General features: G+C 69.8%; 18 protein-coding genes and 1 pseudogene. 4 read left to right on the top strand and 15 right to left on the bottom strand.

Going from position 1 to position 17990, the window contains the following annotated elements; all coding sequences use genetic code 11:
- Positions 1–2 precede the first annotated feature (2 nt).
- The 4 genes from tatB to sigE form a co-directional block, all read right to left on the bottom strand.
- Positions 3–374, bottom strand: a complete 372-nt coding sequence (gene tatB, locus ACWDUD_RS16805; RefSeq protein ID WP_197250207.1) for a Sec-independent protein translocase protein TatB — start codon at positions 372–374, stop codon at positions 3–5.
- 83 nt (positions 375–457) lie between these two features.
- Positions 458–2002, bottom strand: coding sequence for a trypsin-like peptidase domain-containing protein (locus ACWDUD_RS16800; RefSeq protein ID WP_450110023.1), 1545 nt, complete (start codon positions 2000–2002; stop codon positions 458–460).
- Positions 2003–2129: 127 nt separating this feature from the next.
- Positions 2130–2483 (bottom strand): zf-HC2 domain-containing protein, encoded by a 354-nt coding sequence (locus ACWDUD_RS16795; protein ID WP_197250095.1) that lies wholly within the window; start codon positions 2481–2483, stop codon positions 2130–2132.
- Positions 2484–2499: 16 nt separating this feature from the next.
- Entirely contained in the window at positions 2500–3177 is a 678-nt protein-coding gene (gene sigE, locus ACWDUD_RS16790; protein ID WP_231609761.1) for an RNA polymerase sigma factor SigE, read from the bottom strand.
- A gap of 275 nt (positions 3178–3452) precedes the next feature.
- On the opposite strand from sigE, the gene ACWDUD_RS16785 reads away from it, so the two are divergent.
- The gene (locus ACWDUD_RS16785) at positions 3453–4088 is read left to right on the top strand and encodes an O-methyltransferase (protein WP_197250096.1); all 636 of its coding nucleotides are present in this window, start codon (positions 3453–3455) and stop codon (positions 4086–4088) included.
- Positions 4089–4103: 15 nt separating this feature from the next.
- On the opposite strand, the gene glgC is transcribed toward ACWDUD_RS16785, so the two are convergent.
- Positions 4104–5318 (bottom strand): glucose-1-phosphate adenylyltransferase, encoded by a 1215-nt coding sequence (gene glgC, locus ACWDUD_RS16780; RefSeq protein WP_197250097.1) that lies wholly within the window; start codon positions 5316–5318, stop codon positions 4104–4106.
- Between the two features lie 106 nt (positions 5319–5424).
- Here glgC and glgA point away from each other — a divergent pair, with 106 nt between their 5' ends.
- Complete coding sequence (gene glgA, locus ACWDUD_RS16775; protein ID WP_450110022.1) at positions 5425–6594, top strand: glycogen synthase; 1170 nt, start codon at positions 5425–5427, stop codon at positions 6592–6594.
- 90 nt (positions 6595–6684) lie between these two features.
- On the opposite strand, the gene ACWDUD_RS16770 is transcribed toward glgA, so the two are convergent.
- From ACWDUD_RS16770 to dapE, 10 genes and pseudogenes are all read right to left on the bottom strand, one after another.
- Complete coding sequence (locus ACWDUD_RS16770; protein WP_450110021.1) at positions 6685–7539, bottom strand: putative RNA methyltransferase; 855 nt, start codon at positions 7537–7539, stop codon at positions 6685–6687.
- 88 nt (positions 7540–7627) lie between these two features.
- Positions 7628–7795, bottom strand: coding sequence for a DUF3117 domain-containing protein (locus ACWDUD_RS16765; protein ID WP_006554284.1), 168 nt, complete (start codon positions 7793–7795; stop codon positions 7628–7630).
- A gap of 148 nt (positions 7796–7943) precedes the next feature.
- Positions 7944–8516 carry a DNA-3-methyladenine glycosylase I gene (locus ACWDUD_RS16760; RefSeq protein WP_450110020.1) on the bottom strand — a complete coding sequence of 191 codons (573 nt, stop codon included), beginning with the start codon at positions 8514–8516 and terminating at the stop codon, positions 7944–7946.
- A 251-nt stretch (positions 8517–8767) separates the two neighbouring features.
- Positions 8768–9118, bottom strand: a pseudogene (locus ACWDUD_RS16755) (DivIVA domain-containing protein); the annotation flags it as partial.
- 28 nt (positions 9119–9146) lie between these two features.
- Positions 9147–10100 (bottom strand): glucosyl-3-phosphoglycerate synthase, encoded by a 954-nt coding sequence (locus ACWDUD_RS16750; protein ID WP_248676145.1) that lies wholly within the window; start codon positions 10098–10100, stop codon positions 9147–9149.
- On the bottom strand, positions 10097–11065 hold the full coding sequence (gene folP, locus ACWDUD_RS16745) for a dihydropteroate synthase (RefSeq protein WP_231609762.1): 969 nt from the start codon (positions 11063–11065) through the stop codon (positions 10097–10099). The genes ACWDUD_RS16750 and folP overlap by 4 nt, the downstream gene beginning before the upstream one ends.
- Before the next feature lie 89 nt (positions 11066–11154).
- Entirely contained in the window at positions 11155–12939 is a 1785-nt protein-coding gene (locus tag ACWDUD_RS16740; protein WP_450110019.1) for a long-chain-acyl-CoA synthetase, read from the bottom strand.
- Between the two features lie 90 nt (positions 12940–13029).
- Positions 13030–13623: an LOG family protein gene (locus ACWDUD_RS16735; RefSeq protein ID WP_374068486.1), complete on the bottom strand. Its 594-nt coding sequence runs from the start codon at positions 13621–13623 to the stop codon at positions 13030–13032.
- A complete protein-coding gene (locus ACWDUD_RS16730; protein ID WP_197250103.1) occupies positions 13617–14417 on the bottom strand; it encodes an LOG family protein in 801 nt (266 codons plus the stop codon). Before ACWDUD_RS16730 ends, ACWDUD_RS16735 begins: the two co-directional genes overlap by 7 nt.
- 10 nt (positions 14418–14427) lie before the next feature.
- Positions 14428–15504 carry a succinyl-diaminopimelate desuccinylase gene (gene dapE, locus ACWDUD_RS16725; protein WP_248676143.1) on the bottom strand — a complete coding sequence of 359 codons (1077 nt, stop codon included), beginning with the start codon at positions 15502–15504 and terminating at the stop codon, positions 14428–14430.
- 76 nt (positions 15505–15580) lie between these two features.
- Here dapE and dapD point away from each other — a divergent pair, with 76 nt between their 5' ends.
- Together dapD and ACWDUD_RS16715 are read left to right on the top strand one after the other, a co-directional pair.
- The gene (dapD, locus tag ACWDUD_RS16720) at positions 15581–16534 is read left to right on the top strand and encodes a 2,3,4,5-tetrahydropyridine-2,6-dicarboxylate N-succinyltransferase (RefSeq protein ID WP_197250104.1); all 954 of its coding nucleotides are present in this window, start codon (positions 15581–15583) and stop codon (positions 16532–16534) included.
- Positions 16535–16652: 118 nt separating this feature from the next.
- Complete coding sequence (locus ACWDUD_RS16715; RefSeq protein ID WP_374068489.1) at positions 16653–17978, top strand: amino acid permease; 1326 nt, start codon at positions 16653–16655, stop codon at positions 17976–17978.
- Positions 17979–17990: the final 12 nt, after the last annotated feature.

Here is a 17990-nt window from a genome sequence, read left to right as displayed (position 1 = left end):
GCTCAGGTCGCGTCGGTGTCGATCGGGGGCAGCTCCCCCGCTCCGAGCGGTTTCGCCGCCGGCGGTTTCGGTGCCGGCTTGTCGAAGTTGCCGGTGAGGATCGAATCGTCGCCGTCGAGCAGATGCTTGGTGATGACGGCCTTCGGGGTCATGCCCCGCAGTTCGTTCAGCTCGGACAGCGGCTTGCGCAGGTCCTCGAACTCCGGTCCGAGTTCGTCCTTGAGCTGCTGGCGGGCGCCGGACGCGTAGTCGCGCACCTGACGCAGCGACTTCGTCACCCAGGAGACCGCGCCGGGCAGCCGCTCGGGTCCCAGGACCACGAGCGCCGCCACGAGGAGCACCATGAACTCGCCCCAACCGATGTTGCCGAACACCGTTCCAGAGTACGTGGTCGGATACCGGGGCGTGCGGTTGACGTGCGCAGATCACAACCGGTGCCCGAGAGGCTCCCGGCCGGTCAGTCCGATTCGGGGGTCACCTGCACGTCGACGAGACGGCCGCTGCGCACGAGCTGGACGGTCACCGGTTCCCCGATCCGCTGCTCGTGAACCGCCACGACCAGCTCGTCCGCGCTGGTCACCGTGCGGTCGCCGACCTTGACGATCACGTCGCCCTCGACGATCCCGGCACGCTGGGCCGGGCTGTCGGCCTGCACGTTCGCGACCTCCGCCCCACTTGCGGCGTCGTTGACGACCGTGCGGGCGTTCACCCCGATCTCCGGGTGGTGCATCTCCCCGCTGCGGATCAGTTCCTGGGCCACCTGCGTGACCGTGTCGATGGGAATCGCGAAGCCGAGCCCGACCGAACCGCCGGTCTCCGTCTTGATCGCCGAGTTGATGCCGATCACGCGACCTTCCGCGTCGACGAGCGGACCACCGGAGTTGCCGGGGTTGATGGACGCATCGGTCTGCACGGCGTCGATCACGGCGTCGGTGTCGGTGCCCTGTCCGCCCAGGCGCATCGGCCGATGCAGGGCGCTGACGATGCCGCGCGTGACGGTCTTGCTCAGGCCGAGCGGCGAGCCGACCGCGATGACGTCCTCACCGACCTGCACGTCGGCGGACCGTCCCAGTTCGGCGACCGTCAGGTTGTCGACGTCCTCGACCGCGAGCACCGCGAGGTCGGTGTGGATGTCGCGGCCGACGATCGAGGCGGGCACCTTGGTGCCGTCGTTGAAGGTCACCTGGATCTTCGCGTCGGGGCTGCTCGCCGCCATCGACACGACGTGGTTGTTGGTGACGATGTACCCGGCGCCGTCGATCACGACCCCGGAACCGGTGCCGGCCTCGTCGCCGAGCGTCACCTGGATCGACACGACCGCCGGGAGCACCGCGTCGGCGACCCGCGCGACCTGCCCGGTGGGCAGTTCGTCGTCGCCGGCGATCTGCGAGAGCGACACACCGCGGCTGGTCAGGGATCCGTTGTCGGCGGTCACCAGCGCGACGATCAAGCCACCCACCATGCCGATCGCGACGGCGACCGCCGCGAGGGTCGCGAGAGCGCGCGGTTCGACGCGACGGTCGAACAGCACCTCCCGCAGGGTCAGTTTCCGTCCGGGCGGCAGAACCTGCTCACCCTCCTGCTGCGCGGCGGGTCCGAGCCGCACCGGGGTCGACGGATCGCGCCAGGGATCGGGTTCGGGGGCCGCCTCGTTTCCGGCATCGGCGCCGGGTGCGGCGGGCGGGCGCTGCAGGGTTTCGGTGGCGTCGTCGGGCCGGCCGAACGCCTCGGCGAGGACCGGGTCGGCGGGCGGGACGTGCGCTACCGGGGGTTCGGCGGCGCGGGCGCGGGCGGCGTCGGTGAACGATCCGGCAGTTCCCGACGGCCGGCCGAAGACCCGCGCGGCGGCCGGGTCGACCGCGGGCCGGTACACCGGGCGCGGTTCCAGGCGTGGCGTATCCGCCGGACGTTCGATCGCCGGGGACGCGGCGGTGGGGCCTGCCGGCTCACCGTCGGTGGCTTGCCACCCGGACTGCTGCACTGATTCCGCTTCCGCCGTCACGCGTGTCCGTCTCCCCCGTCGTGGTCACTCACGGTGCCCAGTATCACCGATGGGACCCGATATCTCCGACGGGCCCACGTATTCGGGTGGGGCAGCATGTTCAGGTAGATGAGCGTATCCGGGTGGGTCAGCGGCGCCGGCGGATGGACCAGCGGCGTGCCCCCGGCCACATCTGTTCCAGCCCGGGCAACAGCGACTGCGGTGCCTGCGCGGGGGAATCCTGGAGATGGGTGGGGATGTTGCTGAGCGCACCGAGCAGGGAACTCGGCATCTGCGGTGCCCGACGAGCGGCGTTGCGCAGCGCGTGACGTGCCTGCTGCTGGGCCTCCACCTCGGCTGCGCACTCGGGGCACATCGCCAGGTGCTGGGACGCCCGCAGGTACGCGTTCATCCGCAGTTCGCCGTCGACGTACGCCGCGACGGCTTCGCTGGCGAGATGCTCAGTGGAGCCGAACTGTCGGGGCGGGAACCCCATCGTCATCAGACCCTCCTGGCGGCTACCCCGCACGGACTCGACCGGACTCGTTCTCCGCATTCTGACGGAGATGCTCGCGCAGTGCCTGGCGACCCCGGTGGATGCGGCTGCGCACCGTGCCGAGTTTGACGCCGAGCGTGGCACCGATCTCCTCGTACGAGAGTCCTTCGATGTCACACAGCACCACAGCCGCACGATACTCCGGCGCCAGCGAATCGAGCGCGGACTGCAGGTCTGCATCGAGACGGGCGTCGTGGTAGATCTCCTCCGGGTTCGGCCCCTCGGCGGGAACCCGGTCGTAGTCCTCGGGCAGCGCTTCCATGCGGATGCGGTTGCGGCGGCGCACCATGTCCAGGAACAGGTTCGTGGTGATGCGGTGGAGCCAGCCCTCGAACGTGCCGGGCTGGTAGTTCTGGAGGGACCGGAACACGCGGATGAACGTGTCCTGGGTGAGGTCTTCGGCGTCCTGCGCGTTGCCGGACAGCCGGTAGGCCAGCCGGTACACGCGGTCGCCGTGTTCGCGGACCAATTCGTCCCACGACGGCATCGCCCCACGATCGCCCGTGGCGTCGAAGACCGCCGTGCCGCTCAGCTCGGCGACCGCGTCACCGTCGGTGCTGCCGTCGAACACGTCGGAACCGGTGAGGGCCCCGCCGGAGGCGGTTAGGGCACGAGTAACGCTCGTGGGGGTGTCGACCATGTGGATCGCTGGATCCTCCTCTTCGGGACCGCCGATCGAGAACTGTCACGTACCCTGTCGAACGCCCGGGGCGGCCGGATTGTTCCCCGGCCCGTGTGACATCCGTCGACCGTTGCAGCGCGGTCTGCGCCGCGCAGTCTGCTCTGCGTGTGGCTACACCCTCCCCTGTCCCCATGTGTCACCCCTATGAGTAACCTGAGGCGGAGCTGAGAATTCATCCCCCGGGTCGTGCGCGCCTGCCTGCGCGGACGCGATCTCGACGCTAGCCTCGACCCGTGCAGACCAATGCCGAACGGATTCTGGCCCACGCCGAGAACGTCGTCGTCGAGGACGAGCTGCTCGTCGCGGCGCGCGAACGTGCCCTCGACCTGGGCGCCGATCCGATCCCGCCCTCCGTCGGCGCCGCGCTCGCCCTGTTCGCCCGGATGCTCGACGCGAAGACCGTCGTCGAGATCGGGACCGGCGCCGGTGTCAGTGGACTGTGGCTGCTGCACGGCCTGCGTGAGGACGGCGTGCTGACCACGATCGACAGCGAGCCGGAGCATCAGCGGGCCGCGAAGGAGGCGTTCCGTGATGCCGGGATCGCGGCCTCGCGCACCCGGCTCATCAACGGACGCGCCCTCGACGTGCTGCCGCGGCTGGCCGACTCCGGCTACGACCTGATCTTCGTCGACGCAACCCCCGCCGACCACCCGCACTACGTGCGCGAGGGTGTGCGTCTGCTGCGCCCCGGCGGGGTCCTGGTCCTGCACAACGCGCTGCTCGGCGGACGGGTCACCGACCCGAGCGAACGGGACGCGACCGTCCTGTCGGTCCGGGACGCGGCCCGCGCGGTCTCGGCGGACGACCGCCTCTCCCCGGTGGTGCTGCCCCTCGGCGACGGGCTGCTGTGCGCGGTGCGGATCAGCTGATCCGGGACTGCTCCGTCATATCCACACACCCTTGCCGATGGCGACGACCCCGCCGTTGCTGACCGCGAACCTCTGACGGTCGCGTTCGAGATCGACACCGATGATCTCGCCGTCGCCGACCACGACGTTCTTGTCGAGGATCGCGCGACGCACCACCGCGCCCTTGCCGATGCGCACGCCCGGCATCAGAACGCTGCCCTCCACGGTCGCTCCGTCCTCGACCATGACGTTCGAGCTGAGCACCGAGTTGCGGACGGTCGCGGCGGACAGGATGCTGCCCGCCCCGACGATCGATTCCTGCGCGAGTCCGCCCTGCACGAACTTCGCGGGCGGCAGGTTCTCGGCGGCGCCGCGGATCGGCCAGCGCTTGTTGTAGAGGTTGAAGATCGGGTGCACGGACACCAGGTCCATGTGGGCGTCGTAGAAGGCGTCCAGCGTCCCCACGTCCCGCCAATAGGCGCGGTCGCGTTCGGTGGCGCCGGGCACGACGTTGTCGTTGAAGTCGTAGACGTGGGCAGCACCCTGGGCGACCAGCGCCGGGATGATGTCGCCGCCCATGTCGTGGTCGGAATCGGAATTCTCGGAGTCCGCCCGCAACGCCTCCACCAGCACCTTGGTGGTGAACACGTAGTTGCCCATCGACGCGAACGTCACGTTCGGGTCGTCGGGAGTTCCGGGCGGGTGCGCGGGCTTCTCCAGGAACTGGGTGATGCGGCCCTGTTCGTCGCTGTCGATGCAACCGAACGCGTACGCTTCGCTGCGCGGCACCCGGATCCCGGCGACGGTGACGCCCGCACCGGATTCGATGTGCTGGCGCACCATCTGTTCCGGATCCATGCGGTAGACGTGGTCCGCGCCGAACACGACGATGTACTCGGGATCCTCGTCGTACACCAGGTTCAGAGACTGCAGGATCGCGTCGGCGCTGCCGGTGTACCAGCGCGGACCGAGCCGCTGCTGCGCGGGAACCGGCGTGATGTATTCGCCGGTGAATCCGGACAGCCGCCACGTCTGGGAGATGTGACGGTCCAACGAGTGGGACTTGTACTGCGTCAGCACGCAGATGCGCAGGTAGCCCGCGTTCACCAGGTTGCTCAGCACGAAGTCGATCAGACGGTATGCGCCGCCGAACGGCACGGCAGGCTTGGCGCGGTCGGCCGTCAGCGGGTACAGGCGTTTGCCCTCGCCGCCGGCGAGCACGATTCCAAGCACATGTGGCTGGCTCCTCACACAGTCAACCTATCCGCCACCCCACAACGCCGCCAGCGATGCGCAACATCGACACGCAGAGGTGACCCCGGTAGCCGGAACATCGCGAGCCGGATAGTTTGAGCGGGTGCGGGTGGCAATGATGACGCGGGAGTACCCGCCCGAGGTCTACGGCGGAGCCGGAGTGCACGTCACCGAGCTCGTGGCGCAGCTGCGACGGCTCTGCGACGTGGACGTGCACTGTATGGGTGCGCCCCGCGAGGGCGCGTTCGTCCACGACCCGGATCCGGCGCTCGCCGGCGCGAATGCCGCGCTGACGACGCTGTCGGCCGAGCTGCGGATGGCGCACGCGGCGAGCGGCGTCGACGTGGTGCACTCGCACACCTGGTATTCGGGCCTGGCCGGGCACCTGGCGGCCGAACTGTACGACGTGCCCCACGTGCTCACCGCCCACTCGCTCGAACCGCGGCGGCCGTGGAAGGCCGAGCAGCTCGGCGGCGGTTACCGCATCTCGTCGTGGTCCGAACGCAACGCCGTGCAGTACGCCGACGCGATCATCGCGGTCAGCGCCGGGATGCGGCTCGACGTCCTCGACGCGTACCCGTTCGTCGATCCGGCGAAGGTGCACGTGGTCCGCAACGGAATCGACACCGGGGTGTGGCATCCGGGACCGGCGGAAGGGGCCGAATCGGCGCTCGACCGGCTCGGAGTCGATCCGGACCGGCCGATGGTCGCGTTCGTCGGCCGCATCACCCGGCAGAAGGGTGTCGGCCACCTGATCGCGGCGGCGCACCATCTCGACCCGGACATCCAGCTGGTGCTGTGCGCGGGCGCTCCGGACACCCCCGAGATCGCCGCCGAGACCGAACGCGCGGTCGCCGAACTGCAGGAGCTGCGCGGCGGCGTGTTCTGGGTCCAGGAGATGCTGCCCACCGAATCGGTCCGCGAGATCCTCTCGGCGGCACGGGTGTTCGTGTGCCCGTCGGTGTACGAGCCGCTCGGGATCGTGAATCTCGAGGCGATGGCCTGCGAAACCGCCGTGGTCGCGTCCGACGTCGGCGGTATCCCGGAGGTCGTCCAGGACGGCATCACGGGACGTCTCGTGCACTACAACTCGTACGAACCGCAGACCTACGAGCGTGCGCTCGCCGCGGCGGTGGACGAAATCGCGCTCGACTCGGATCTCGCCGCCCGGATGGGCCATGCCGGGCGCGATCGCGCGGTCGCCGAGTTCTCGTGGGCGCAGATCGCCCGGCAGACGCTCGCGGTCTACCAGGACGTCGCCGCGCGCCGGTGAGCCGGCAGGCGCGGTCCAGTGCTGCGCCGGCAGGCGCGGTCCAGTGCTGCGCCGGTAGGCGCGGTTCAGTGCTGCGCCGGTAGGCGCGGTTCAGTCCCGCCGGGTCCACACCGAGACGGTGACGGCCGCCGTCACCGTGAACGGCTCGGGCAGCTCAGCCAGCAGCGCCGCGCGGCGATCCGCCGTGACGTGATGGGCGGACGGTCCCATTCCCGCGAGCAGGGCGAGCTCGTCGTGGCCCAGGGCCATCGCGAATCGGAGCTCGCGGCGGTCCGTGCGGTCGAAGGCCCCGGACAGGGCCGCCCCGAGGCGTTCGGTCTTGCGGTCGTCGACCTGCACCATGCCGGGTAGCGCGACCAGTTCCTGCAGGTGCTCGGTCGTCGGGGTGACGACGACGAGCCGCCCGCCGGGTTCGAGCACCCGATGGGTCTCCTCGGCGTTGCGCGGGGCGAAGATCGACAGGACGTGACTGAGCGACCCGGTGCGCACCGGCAGCTGCCGCCACACGTCGGCGAGCACGGCACCGACGCGAGAATGGCTGCGGGCGATGCGGCGCACCGCGGGTTTGGAGACGTCGAGGCCGATGCCGCGCGAGTCCGGCAGCGCGTCGAGCACGGTGGCGAGGTACTGGCCGGTGCCCGCACCCACTTCGAGGATGCGCGCCGCCGCGGGATTGTCGCCGGCCGGCGGAGTCTCGGCGCACGCCCGGGCGACGGCGTCGCGGATGGGGTCGTAGTGTCCGGCGCCGAGGAAGTCTCCCCGCGCGGCGATCATCTCGGCGGTGTCCCCGGTGAAGCGGGTCGCGGCGCCGGTGAGAAGCGTGACGTAGCCCTGTTTCGCGACGTCGAAGTTGTGTCCGCTCTCGCACAGCAGGGCGGAGTCGTCGAGGTCCATGCCGAGTCCGCACTGCGGGCACGCGAGCAGATCGGTCACCGCGTCGAGCACCGGTGCTCCTCACAGATGGGGTCGTGGAACGAGTCCGGGCCCCGCGCATCGAGGAGCGCAGGGCCCGGATCGTCCGAAATCGGACAGATCAGCTGGTAACACTCTTGAGTTCGTCACCGAGGGCAGCAGCCTCTTCCGGCGTGAGCTCGACGACCAGACGTCCGCCTCCCTCGAGTGGAACCCTCATGACGATTCCTCGTCCCTCTTTGGTTGCTTCGAGGGGACCGTCCCCGGTCCGGGGCTTCATGGCCGCCATCCTCTGCTCCCTCCAAATCTGCGCTCAACGACTGAGCGCCTGGGTTACCGTTGTGCCCGGACAGTTTATCGGCGGGCTCGCCTTCCCATTCTTCCCTATCCGGGCATGGACCGGGTAGCTGACTCCTCGGTCACATCACATTTTCTGGTCAAGCGTCCATTTGGACCCAGCAGTCCGCGACGTGATCGTCGACCATTCCGGTGGCCTGCATCAGCGCATACGCCGTGGTCGGGCCGACGAATCGGAAGCCGCGGCGCTTGAGCTCGCGGGCCATGGAGGTGGATTCCGGGGTGACGGCGGGGATCTGCGCCACCGTCGCGATCCGCGCCGGGCGGCGCGGTGGCGCGAACGACCACAGCAGCGTGTCGAGGTCCGTGTCGGCCAGATCCAGCACAGCGCGGGCGTTGGCGATCACGGCGTCGATCTTGCGCCGGTTCCGGACGATTCGGGCGTCGGCGAGCAGGCGGTCGACGTCGGCGTCGCCGAACCCGGCGACCGCCTCGACGTCGAAACCGGCAAAGGCCTCTCGGAACGCCTCCCGCTTGCGCAGGATCGTCAGCCACGACAACCCGGACTGGAACGCCTCGAGGCAGAGGCGTTCGAACAGTTCGTCGCGGCCGTGCAGCTCCCGGCCCCACTCGGTGTCGTGGTAGTCGCGGTACAGGGTGGAGCCGGGCGTGTCGACCGCCCACGGGCACCGCACCCGGCCGTCGCCGCTCACCGCTTCTCCCCCGGTCCGGGCTCCGAGTCCCAGGCTTCGCCCGTTTCGGCGTCCCCTGTTTCGGTGCGCGCGGCTTCGGTGCGCGCGGCTTCGGTGCGCGCAGCCTCGGCACGGGCGACGACGGCGTCGGTCGCGATCGCTTCGGTCTCCGCGTCGGCATCGGCCTCGTGCGCGAACTCCTCCGCCGGACCCTCGTCCGTGTCGGCGTCGGTATCGGCGGGCTCGAAACCCTCGAACTCCCCTGTCTCGAACTCCCCTGTCTCGAACTCCCCTGTCTCGAAGTACCGCTCGCCGCCGTCGGAGGCGGCCGGTACCCCGGCGCGCTCGTATTCGGCGACGCGGGCGCGCAGCCCGTCGATCTCCCGGGCCAGCCGGTCCAACGCCCAGTCCACCTCGGACGTCTTGTAGCCCCGGACCACCTGCTGGAACCGCAGATTGTGCACGTCGACGCCGGTGACGTCGGTGGCGGGCAGCACGGTCGCCGTGGTCCCCGGGGGGATCGGCGCCAGGGCCTCTCCGCGGCCGAACACGGCACTCGCGGCGGCGAACAACGCCGCGCCGACGACCACCATGACGACGACGTACAGCAGAACCGTCAGCATGACCCGATCTTGGCACGGGCCGCCGACATCAGCTCCCGGGCCTACCGATCAAGGTGTTCATCGGCGGCCGGTCGGTCAGCTCGACGTGGCGTTCGACCGGCACGAACGAGTCCCCGTCGACGAGGAACTGGGTCAGCGGCGCCCCGGAGTCGGGGATGCCGCAGCGACGCAGCATCGTGCCGATGATCTGCCGGCTCATGAGCCCGAGATCCGCCAGCGGCCGGTTCCGGTGCTTACGGACACCGAGGTTGACCTGCGCGATGGCGCCGAGCCCGAGCCGATCGTAGGTGTCCAGGAGCAGACCGATCTCGACCCCGTAGCTGGGCGCGAACGGCACCGCGGTCAGCAGTTCGCGGGTTCCCGCGTACTCGCCGCCGAGCGGCTGCAGCACGCACGTGAGTTCGGGACGCAACGCCGCCAGCAGCGGACGCGCCACCAGCTCGGTCACGCGACCGCCGCCGTTCGCGTCCTCGGTGCCGCTCACCCGCAGCGGGCGCCGGTAGTAGCCCTTGACCAGGTGCACGCCGTCGCCCAGCAACAGCGGGCCGAGCAGTTTCGGCACGAACGCCGGGTCCGGCTTGATCAGATCGGAGTCGACGAACACGATCAGGTCGCCGGTGGTGGCGGCGAGCGACCTCCACAGCACCTCGCCCTTGCCGGGCACCGGGTCGATGCCCGGCACCGCCTCCTCACGGGTCAGGACCTGCGCACCGGCGGCGCGTGCGCGTTCGGCGGTGGCGTCGGTCGATCCGGAATCCAGCACGATCAGTTCGTCGACGAGGCCGCCGAGGAGCGGGTGGATCGTGTCCACGACGGCTCCGACGGTCTTCTCCTCGTTCAACGCCGGCAGCACCACCGAGACGGTGCGTCCGGCCTTGGCGCGCTCGAGTTCGGCGACCGTCCAGCTCGGTTGGTCCCAGCTGTTCGTCTCGCCCCATCCTCGGGCCGGGGCGTCCGTTCCGACGCGGACCGGGGCGCTCATGCCAGCCCCCGGGTCGTGCGTGCGGGCGGGCGGGTGCCCGCGATGGCAGCGACCATGTCGACGACCCGGCGGGTCGCTGCGACCTCGTGAACCCGGAACATTCGCGCGCCTGCCGCGGCGGCCAGTGCTGTCGCTGCCAATGTGCCCTCCAACCGGTCGGCGAGTTCCACTCCCAGAGTCTCCCCGACGAAGTCCTTGTTGCTCAGCGCCATCAGCACCGGCCACCCGGTATTTACGAGAACGTCCACCCGACGCAACAACTCGAGCCCGTGATAGGTGTTTTTTCCGAAATCGTGGGTCGGGTCGATGAGGATCGAGTCCGCCGCGACCCCGGCCCGGGCGGCGTTCTCGGCCGCGGCCACCACCTCGGCGGTCACCTGCCCGACGATGTCGGCATAGCGCACCCGGTGCGGGCGGGTGCGCGGCACCGCGCCGCCGGTGTGCGAGCAGACGATGCCGGCACCGAGTTCGGCGGCGACCGAGACCAGGTCCGGATCGGCTCCCGCCCAGGTGTCGTTGATCAGGTCCGCGCCCTCGGCGACCGCGCGGCGCGCCACGTCCGAGCGCCACGTGTCGACGCTGATGATCACCTCGGGGTAGCGCGCCCGTATCGCGGCGACGAACGGCACCACGCGCCGGGTCTCCTCGGCGTTGTCGACCACCTCACCCGGTCCCGCCTTGACCCCGCCGATGTCGATGAGGTCGGCGCCCTCGGCGACGGCACGGTCGACCGCGGCCAGGGCCGCCTCGTCGGTGAACGTGGCGCCACGGTCGTAGAACGAGTCGGGGGTCCGGTTGACGATGGCCATCACCAGCGCCCGGTCGGTCGCGACGGGTCGTCCGCACAGCGTCGGCAGCGGACCACCCGGTGCCTGCGCCGGGGCGCCGGAGGCCGGACGGGCGCCCTCGGGCACGGGGTCAGCGCAGCGACTCGGGTGGTCGCCGGAGGTGGCAGGGCCGATCATGAGCCCATCCTGACACGCACCCCGAACACGCGGAGCCGAGGACCGGGCGCCGCGGCGGGGACCGGCGGTCTCCGGAGCCGCGTCCGGTGTCAGCGCGTCGAAGGCAGCTCTCCTCGCGCAACGGCCTCGACGTACCCGTCGTAGGCGGGCCGGTAGCCACCGGACCGGCCCTCGAGGACGTACAGCGGGTCGTCGCCGGTCTTCGAGAATCCCTCGTCGCGCAGCTCCACCTTGCGGCTCTTGAACGTGCTGGTGTGTTCGAGTTCGTCGACGATCCGCACGAAGAGCGGCACCGCGTACGGCGGCAGCGACGCGAACAGGTCCCGGGCGAGCCGCACGCCGTCGAGCTCGGCGTCCGGATGCAACGTCACGGCGGCCATGCCGGCGCGGCCGTCGGCGCCCGGGACCTCGACGCCGTAGACCACGGCCTCGGAGATCGCGTCGTGCGCGGAGAGCGCGCCTTCGACCTCGGTGGTCGCGACGTTCTCACCCTTCCACCGGAAGGTGTCGCCGAGCCGGTCGACGAACGCGACGTGCATGTAACCCTGGCTGCGCACGAGGTCGCCGGTGTCGAACCAGGTGTCGCCGTCGGCGAATCCGTTGCGCACCAGCTTCGCTTCGGTCGCCTCGGGGTCGGTGTAGCCGTCGAACGGCGCCCGGTCGGTGACCTTGGCGAGCAGCAGGCCCACCTCGCCGGTGCGGACGCGGCGCAGTCGGCCGTCCGCGCCGCGGCGGGCCTTGCCGGTGTCCTGGTCGTATTCGACGACCGCGTACGGCAGGGGGCACACCCCGGCGGTGTGCGTCTGGTTGAGGGCGTTGATGAAGGCGATGTTGCATTCGCTGGCGCCGTAGAACTCGGCGACCCGGTCGATGCCGAACCGCTCGGTGAACTCGGTCCACAGTTCGGGGCGCAGCCCGTTGCCGACGACGAGCCGGATGCCGTTGTCGTGGTCGTCGGGGCGCGGCGGCTGGTTGAGCAGGTAGCGGCAGATCTCGCCGATGTAGATGAAGGCGGTCGCGCCGTTGCGCTTCGCGTCCGCCCAGAATCCCGACGCCGAGAACTTGCGGCCGAGCGCGAGGGTCGCGCCGGAGGCCAGCACCGACGACAGCGCGACCGTCAGGGCGTTGTTGTGGTACAGCGGCAGACAGCAGTACAGGGTGTCGTCGCGGCGCAACCGGACGCCGAGGCTGCCGAGCCCGGACATCGACTTCAGCCAGCGGAAGTGGGTCATCCGGCTGGCCTTGGGCAGGCCGGTCGTGCCGGACGTGAAGATGTAGTACGCGGTGTGACGGGCGTGCAGCCGCTCGGTGACCGCGGGGTTCGCGGAGTCGGCGTCGGCGGCCAGTGCGTCGAGTTCCCCGACCCGCAGCGGGGACGTGCCGAGGGCTGCCGGATCGATCGACGCCAGGGCGTCCTCGCATTCCTCGCCGACGATCAGGATGCGGCTGTCGATCAGACCGAGGCTGTGCGCGAGGACGTCGCCGCGCTGGTTGTGGTTGAGCATGCCCGCGGCGGCACCGAGTTTGACGGCGGCGAGGGTGATCAGCAGCGCCTCGGGCCGGTTCTTCATGAGGATCCCGACGACGTCACCGGTCTGTACCCCACGCTGCGCCAGGACGCTCGCGTAGCGGTTGACCTGGGCGTTGGCATCCCCGTAGCTGATCGAGTCGCCTTCGAATCGCAGGAACGGGCGGTCCGGCCGGCGCTCGGCGACACGCTGGAAGACCAGACCGATCGATTCCCGGGCGTCGGGACGGCGGGTCATACCCAGCGCACCGCGCAGCAGGCTGGGCAGGTCCGGCAGCATCGCCGGAAGCTGACCGGCAAGGCCCGACAGGGAAACGGTCGATTTGTGCTCGGTGGTCACTGGCATCCTCTCGGAAGGTCTGCACACAGCGTCGAAGAACAGCGTCGACCACCAACCTACTCGAGAGTAAGCACGCTGGCGAGGGTTCGGGGTGCGCTAGCTCACAACACCGATCGCACAGCGATCCAGGGCGTCCGCGACCTCCGCGGTGACCTGGAGTCCGTCCAGTGCTCGCTGCGCGACGAATCCCGTGCCGACCATCGAGCGGAGCCACTCGAGCAGCCCGGTGTAGTGCCCGACCGGGTCGAGCAGCACCACCGGCTTGTCGTGCATGCCCAGGTACCCGGCCGTCCACGTCTCGAACAGTTCCTCGAGGGTGCCGATACCGCCGGGCAACGCGATGAACGCGTGCGCCCGATCCTCCATCACCTGTTTGCGTTCGCGCATGGTCTCGGTGACGATCAGCTCGTCGGCGTCGACGTCGGCGACCTCGCGATGGACCAGCGCTTTCGGGATCACGCCCACGGTGTGCGCGCCGGCGGCGCGGGCCGCCTCGGCGACCGCGCCCATCATCGACACGTTGCCGCCACCGGACACGAGCTGCCAGCCTCGCCGGCCGATCTCGGTCCCCACCGCCGCGGCCAGCTCCAGATACGACCCGTCGACGGGCCCGGACGCGCAGTACACGCACACCGACAACGCGATCGGCTGCCCGTTCACCGCGCCCGGTACCGGCGCTCCGTTCACCACGACGTGTTCTCCTCGTACAGCGTGTCCGCCTCTTCCCCACGGTGGGCCTCGACGATGATGCGGACCGCCTCCTCGACGCTGTCGGTGACCGACAGCAGTTCCAGATCGCCGGGCGAGATCTTGCCGGCGCGCACCATGACGGTGCGGATCCAGTCGAGCAGTCCCGACCAGTACTCGGTGCCGAGCAGCACGATCGGGAACCGGGTGATCTTGTGGGTCTGCACGAGGGTCACGGCCTCGAACAGCTCGTCGAGCGTCCCGAAGCCGCCGGGCAGACAGATGAACGCCTGCGAGTACTTGACGAACATCGTCTTGCGGGCGAAGAAGTACCGGAAGTTCAGGCCCAGATCGACCCATTCGTTGAGGGCCTGCTCGAACGGCAGCTCGATGCCGAGTCCGATGGAGAACCCACCGGATTCGCTCGCGCCGCGGTTCGCGGCCTCCATCGCACCCGGCCCGCCACCGGTGACCACCGCGTATCCCGCCTCGACCAGTGCCGCACCGAGTTTGCGCCCGAGCGCGTACTCGGGATCGTCCTCCGGGGTGCGTGCGGAACCGAACACCGCGACCGCACGCGGTACCTCGGCGAGCGCGCCGAAGCCCTCGATGAACTCGCTCTGGATGCGAAGGACCCGCCACGGATCGGTGTGCACCCAGTCCGTGGGTCCGCGACGGTCCAGCAGACGCTGGTCCATCGTCGTCGTCTCGACCGCGCGGTCGCCGCGCAACTGCACGGGACCGCGCTGAACGATCTTGGCGCGGGACTTGCGCCGGCCGGATTCGGTGTCTGACATGGGGTTCACGCTATCGGGAGAGGTAGTCGCGCAGCACCGCGGCCACTTCGGTGATCTGCCCGACCGGGACGTGCTCGTCACGTTTGTGCGCGAGATTCGGATCGCCCGGCCCGTAGTTCACGGCGGGGATGCCCAGCGCGGCGAACCGCGAGACGTCGGTCCAGCCGTACTTGGCGCGGAACCGGCCGCCCGCGGCCTCGACCAGCGCGGCCGCCGCCGGATCCGACAGGCCCGGCAGGGCACCGGGCGAGGCGTCGGTGAGTTCGAAGGTGATGTCGAGTCCGTCGAAGACCTCCCGCACGTGGGCGACGGCCTGGTCGACGGTGCGGTCCGGCGCGAACCGGAAGTTGACGTCGACGTCGGCGGCGTCGGGCACCACGTTGCCGGCGACACCACCGGTGATACGCACGGCCGACAGCCCTTCCCGGTACACGCAGCCGTCGATGTCCACCGACCGCGCCTCGTACCGCGACAGCCGCTCGAGCACCGGGGCGAGACGGTGGATCGCGTTGTCCCCCAACCACGACCGGGCCGAGTGCGCCCGAACCCCGGACGTGGACAGCCGCGCCCGCAGCGTGCCCTGGCAGCCCGCCTCGATCTGTCCGGCCGTCGGCTCGCCGAGGATCGCGACGTCCGCGGCCAGCCAGTCCGGCAGTTCCTTCTCGATCCGGCCGAGACCGTTGAACTCGGCGGCGATCTCCTCGCAGTCGTAGAACACGAGGGTCAGGTCGTGCGCGGGGTCCGCGACCGTCGCCGCCAGGTGCAGGAACACCGCGTCGCCCGACTTCATGTCGACGGTGCCGCATCCCCACAGCAGATCGCCGTCGCGGCGGGACGGGACGTTGTCGGCGATAGGCACCGTGTCCAGGTGCCCGGCGAGCATCACCCGGCTGCCCAGACCCCGATTCGTGCGGGCGAGCACGGCATTGCCGCAGCGCACGATCTCGAAGCCGGAGGTCTGTTCGCGCAGCGCGGTCTCGACCGCATCGGCGATCACGGCCTCGTCGTGCGACACGCTGGGAATGTCCACCAGCGCAGCGGTCAACTCGACGGGATCGGCGTGCAGGTCCAGGCGTGGTACGGGCATAGGTGCACGATACGGAACGCGGGTTTTTCACAGGGCAGGCGCAGCCGGGCAATGCCCTCGCGTAATCTTCTCGACCGTGAGTGCACTCGGAGCATCGGCAGTAGGCATCGCGAACATCGCGGCGGACGGCACCGTCCTCGACACCTGGTACCCGGCCCCCACGCTGGGCGAATACGGCGAGACGGGCACGCAGCGGCTCGAGGGCACCGACATCCCGTCGGACCTGGCGCTGCTCGCCGGCACCGACGAGGCCCGCGAGGTCTCCCAGGTCGTGGTGCGCACGACGATCGCCGACCTGTCCCAGGCTCCCGTCGACGCGCACGACGTGTACCTGCGCCTGCACCTGCTTTCGCACCGCCTGGTGAAGCCGCACGGCCAGAACCTGGACGGCATCTTCGGTCTGCTCGCCAACGTCGTGTGGACCAACTTCGGCCCGTGCGCCGTCGAGAACTTCGAAACCGTTCGTTCGCGCCTGCGCATCCGCGGTCACGTCACCGTCTTCGGGGTCGACAAGTTCCCGCGCATGGTCGACTACGTCGTGCCGTCGGGTGTGCGCATCGCCGACGCCGACCGCGTCCGGCTGGGCGCGCACCTCGCGTCGGGCACCACCGTCATGCACGAGGGCTTCGTGAACTTCAACGCCGGCACGCTCGGCAGCTCGATGGTCGAGGGTCGCATCTCCGGTGGCGTGGTCGTCGACGACGGCTCCGACATCGGTGGCGGCGCGTCCATCATGGGCACCCTCTCCGGTGGCGGCAAGGAAGTCATCTCGATCGGCAAGCGCTGCCTGCTCGGCGCCAACGCCGGTGTCGGCATCTCGCTCGGCGACGACTGCATCGTCGAAGCCGGCCTGTACATCACCGCGGGCACCAAGGTCACCGGACCGGACGGAACCGTCGTCAAGGCCAAGGAACTCAGCGGCGCGTCGAACCTGCTGCTGCGCCGCAACTCGGTCAGCGGGGCCGTCGAGGTCGTCCCCAACAAGGGCACCGGCGTCGAACTGAACGCCGCCCTGCACGCCAACGACTGAGCCCGGCGCGCATCCGAACAGAGCTACACCCGAGCAGAGCAGAGCAGTGACCGAAGCCGGACGACCCCACACCGAGATCGAGGATCTGGGTACCGGCCTGAAGGTCCGGCACCTGACGATGATGGGACTCGGTTCCGCCATCGGCGCGGGCCTGTTCCTGGGGTCCGGCGTCGGCATCGCCGCCGCCGGACCCGCGGTCATCGTCTCGTACATTCTCGCGGGCATCATGATCATCTTCGTGATGCGGATGCTCGGTGAGATGGGTGCCGCGCTGCCCGCCAGCGGTTCGTTCTCCCACTACGCGCGCATCGGCATCGGCGAGTGGGCCGGCTTCACGATGGGCTGGCTCTACTGGTTCATGCTGATCATGGTGCTCGGCGTCGAGATCACCGGCGCCTCGAGCATCGTCAACTCGTGGATCCCCGCGGTGCCGCAGTGGGTGATCGCGCTGGTGTTCGTCACGTTCTTCGCGGTCGTCAACCTCGCGAAGGTCGCGAACTTCGGGGAATTCGAATTCTGGTTCGCCGCACTGAAGGTCGCGGTGATCGTCGCGTTCCTCGTCATCGGTGTGCTGCTGGTGTTCGGCCTGTTGCCCGGGACCGAACCGGTCGGGACGACGCATCTGTTCGGTGACGGCGACGGCTTCGCGCCGAACGGCATCGCGGGTATCGCCGCGGGTCTGCTCGCGGTCGCGTTCGCATTCGGCGGCATCGAGATCGTCACCATCGCGGCCGCCGAATCCCGGGACCCGGAACGAGCCATCGCGACCGCGGTGCGCACCGTCGTCTGGCGCATCAGCATGTTCTACCTGGGGTCCATCGCGATCATGGTGCTGGTGCTGCCGTGGACCGTCGCGGGCAGCACCGACGATTCGCCGTTCGTGTCCGTGCTCGACGTCGCAGGCATCCCGTACGTCTCCGGATTCATGGAACTGGTCGTCGTGGTGGCGCTGCTGTCGGCCTTCAACGCGAACGTCTACGGAACGTCCCGGATGGCGTTCGCCCTCTCCCGCGGCGGCGACGGTCCCGCCGCCCTGAGCAAGCTCTCGCACACCGGGGTGCCGCGCAACGCGGTGCTGCTGTCGGTGTTCTTCGGGTTCGTCAGCGTGCTGCTGAACTGGCTGCTGCCCGACACCCTGCTCGGGATCCTGCTCAATGCGGTCGGCTCGGCGCTGCTGGCGATCTGGATCTTCGTCGTCGTCGCGCAGTTGCGCCTGCGTCCGCGATTCGAGCGCGAAGGCGTCCTCACGGTCCGCATGTGGGCGTTCCCCTACCTGAGCTGGTTCACCCTGGCGATGCTCGGCGCGTTCATCGTGCTGATGCTGTTCGACGACGCCGCCCGCATCCAGTTGCTGTCGACGCTCGTGCTGTTCCTGGTGATCGCCGGGATCGGCTTCGTGTGGCAGCGCCGCACCCGGCAGCACCCGACCCGGCAGGCGCAGTAGCCGGCCGATCGA

The sequence above is a fragment of the Rhodococcus sp. NPDC003382 genome (assembly GCF_053589135.1).
The sequence above is the reverse complement of the archived record's forward strand: the minus strand, read 5'-3'. Positions and strand labels throughout refer to the sequence as shown.

Excerpts from the sequence above, each read along its gene's own strand:
- ACWDUD_RS16795 (WP_197250095.1), bottom strand. The coding sequence starts at position 2,483 with ATGACGATGGGGTTCCCGCCCCGACAGTTCGGCTCCACTGAGCATCTC.
- sigE (WP_231609761.1), bottom strand. The coding sequence starts at position 3,177 with ATGGTCGACACCCCCACGAGCGTTACTCGTGCCCTAACCGCCTCCGGC.
- ACWDUD_RS16765 (WP_006554284.1), bottom strand. The coding sequence starts at position 7,795 with ATGGCGGCCATGAAGCCCCGGACCGGGGACGGTCCCCTCGAAGCAACC.
- ACWDUD_RS16750 (WP_248676145.1), bottom strand. The coding sequence starts at position 10,100 with ATGAGCGCCCCGGTCCGCGTCGGAACGGACGCCCCGGCCCGAGGATGG.
- folP (WP_231609762.1), bottom strand. The coding sequence starts at position 11,065 with ATGATCGGCCCTGCCACCTCCGGCGACCACCCGAGTCGCTGCGCTGAC.
- ACWDUD_RS16740 (WP_450110019.1), bottom strand. The coding sequence starts at position 12,939 with ATGCCAGTGACCACCGAGCACAAATCGACCGTTTCCCTGTCGGGCCTT.
- ACWDUD_RS16730 (WP_197250103.1), bottom strand. The coding sequence starts at position 14,417 with ATGTCAGACACCGAATCCGGCCGGCGCAAGTCCCGCGCCAAGATCGTT.
- dapE (WP_248676143.1), bottom strand. The coding sequence starts at position 15,504 with ATGCCCGTACCACGCCTGGACCTGCACGCCGATCCCGTCGAGTTGACC.
- ACWDUD_RS16715 (WP_374068489.1), top strand. The coding sequence starts at position 16,653 with ATGATGGGACTCGGTTCCGCCATCGGCGCGGGCCTGTTCCTGGGGTCC.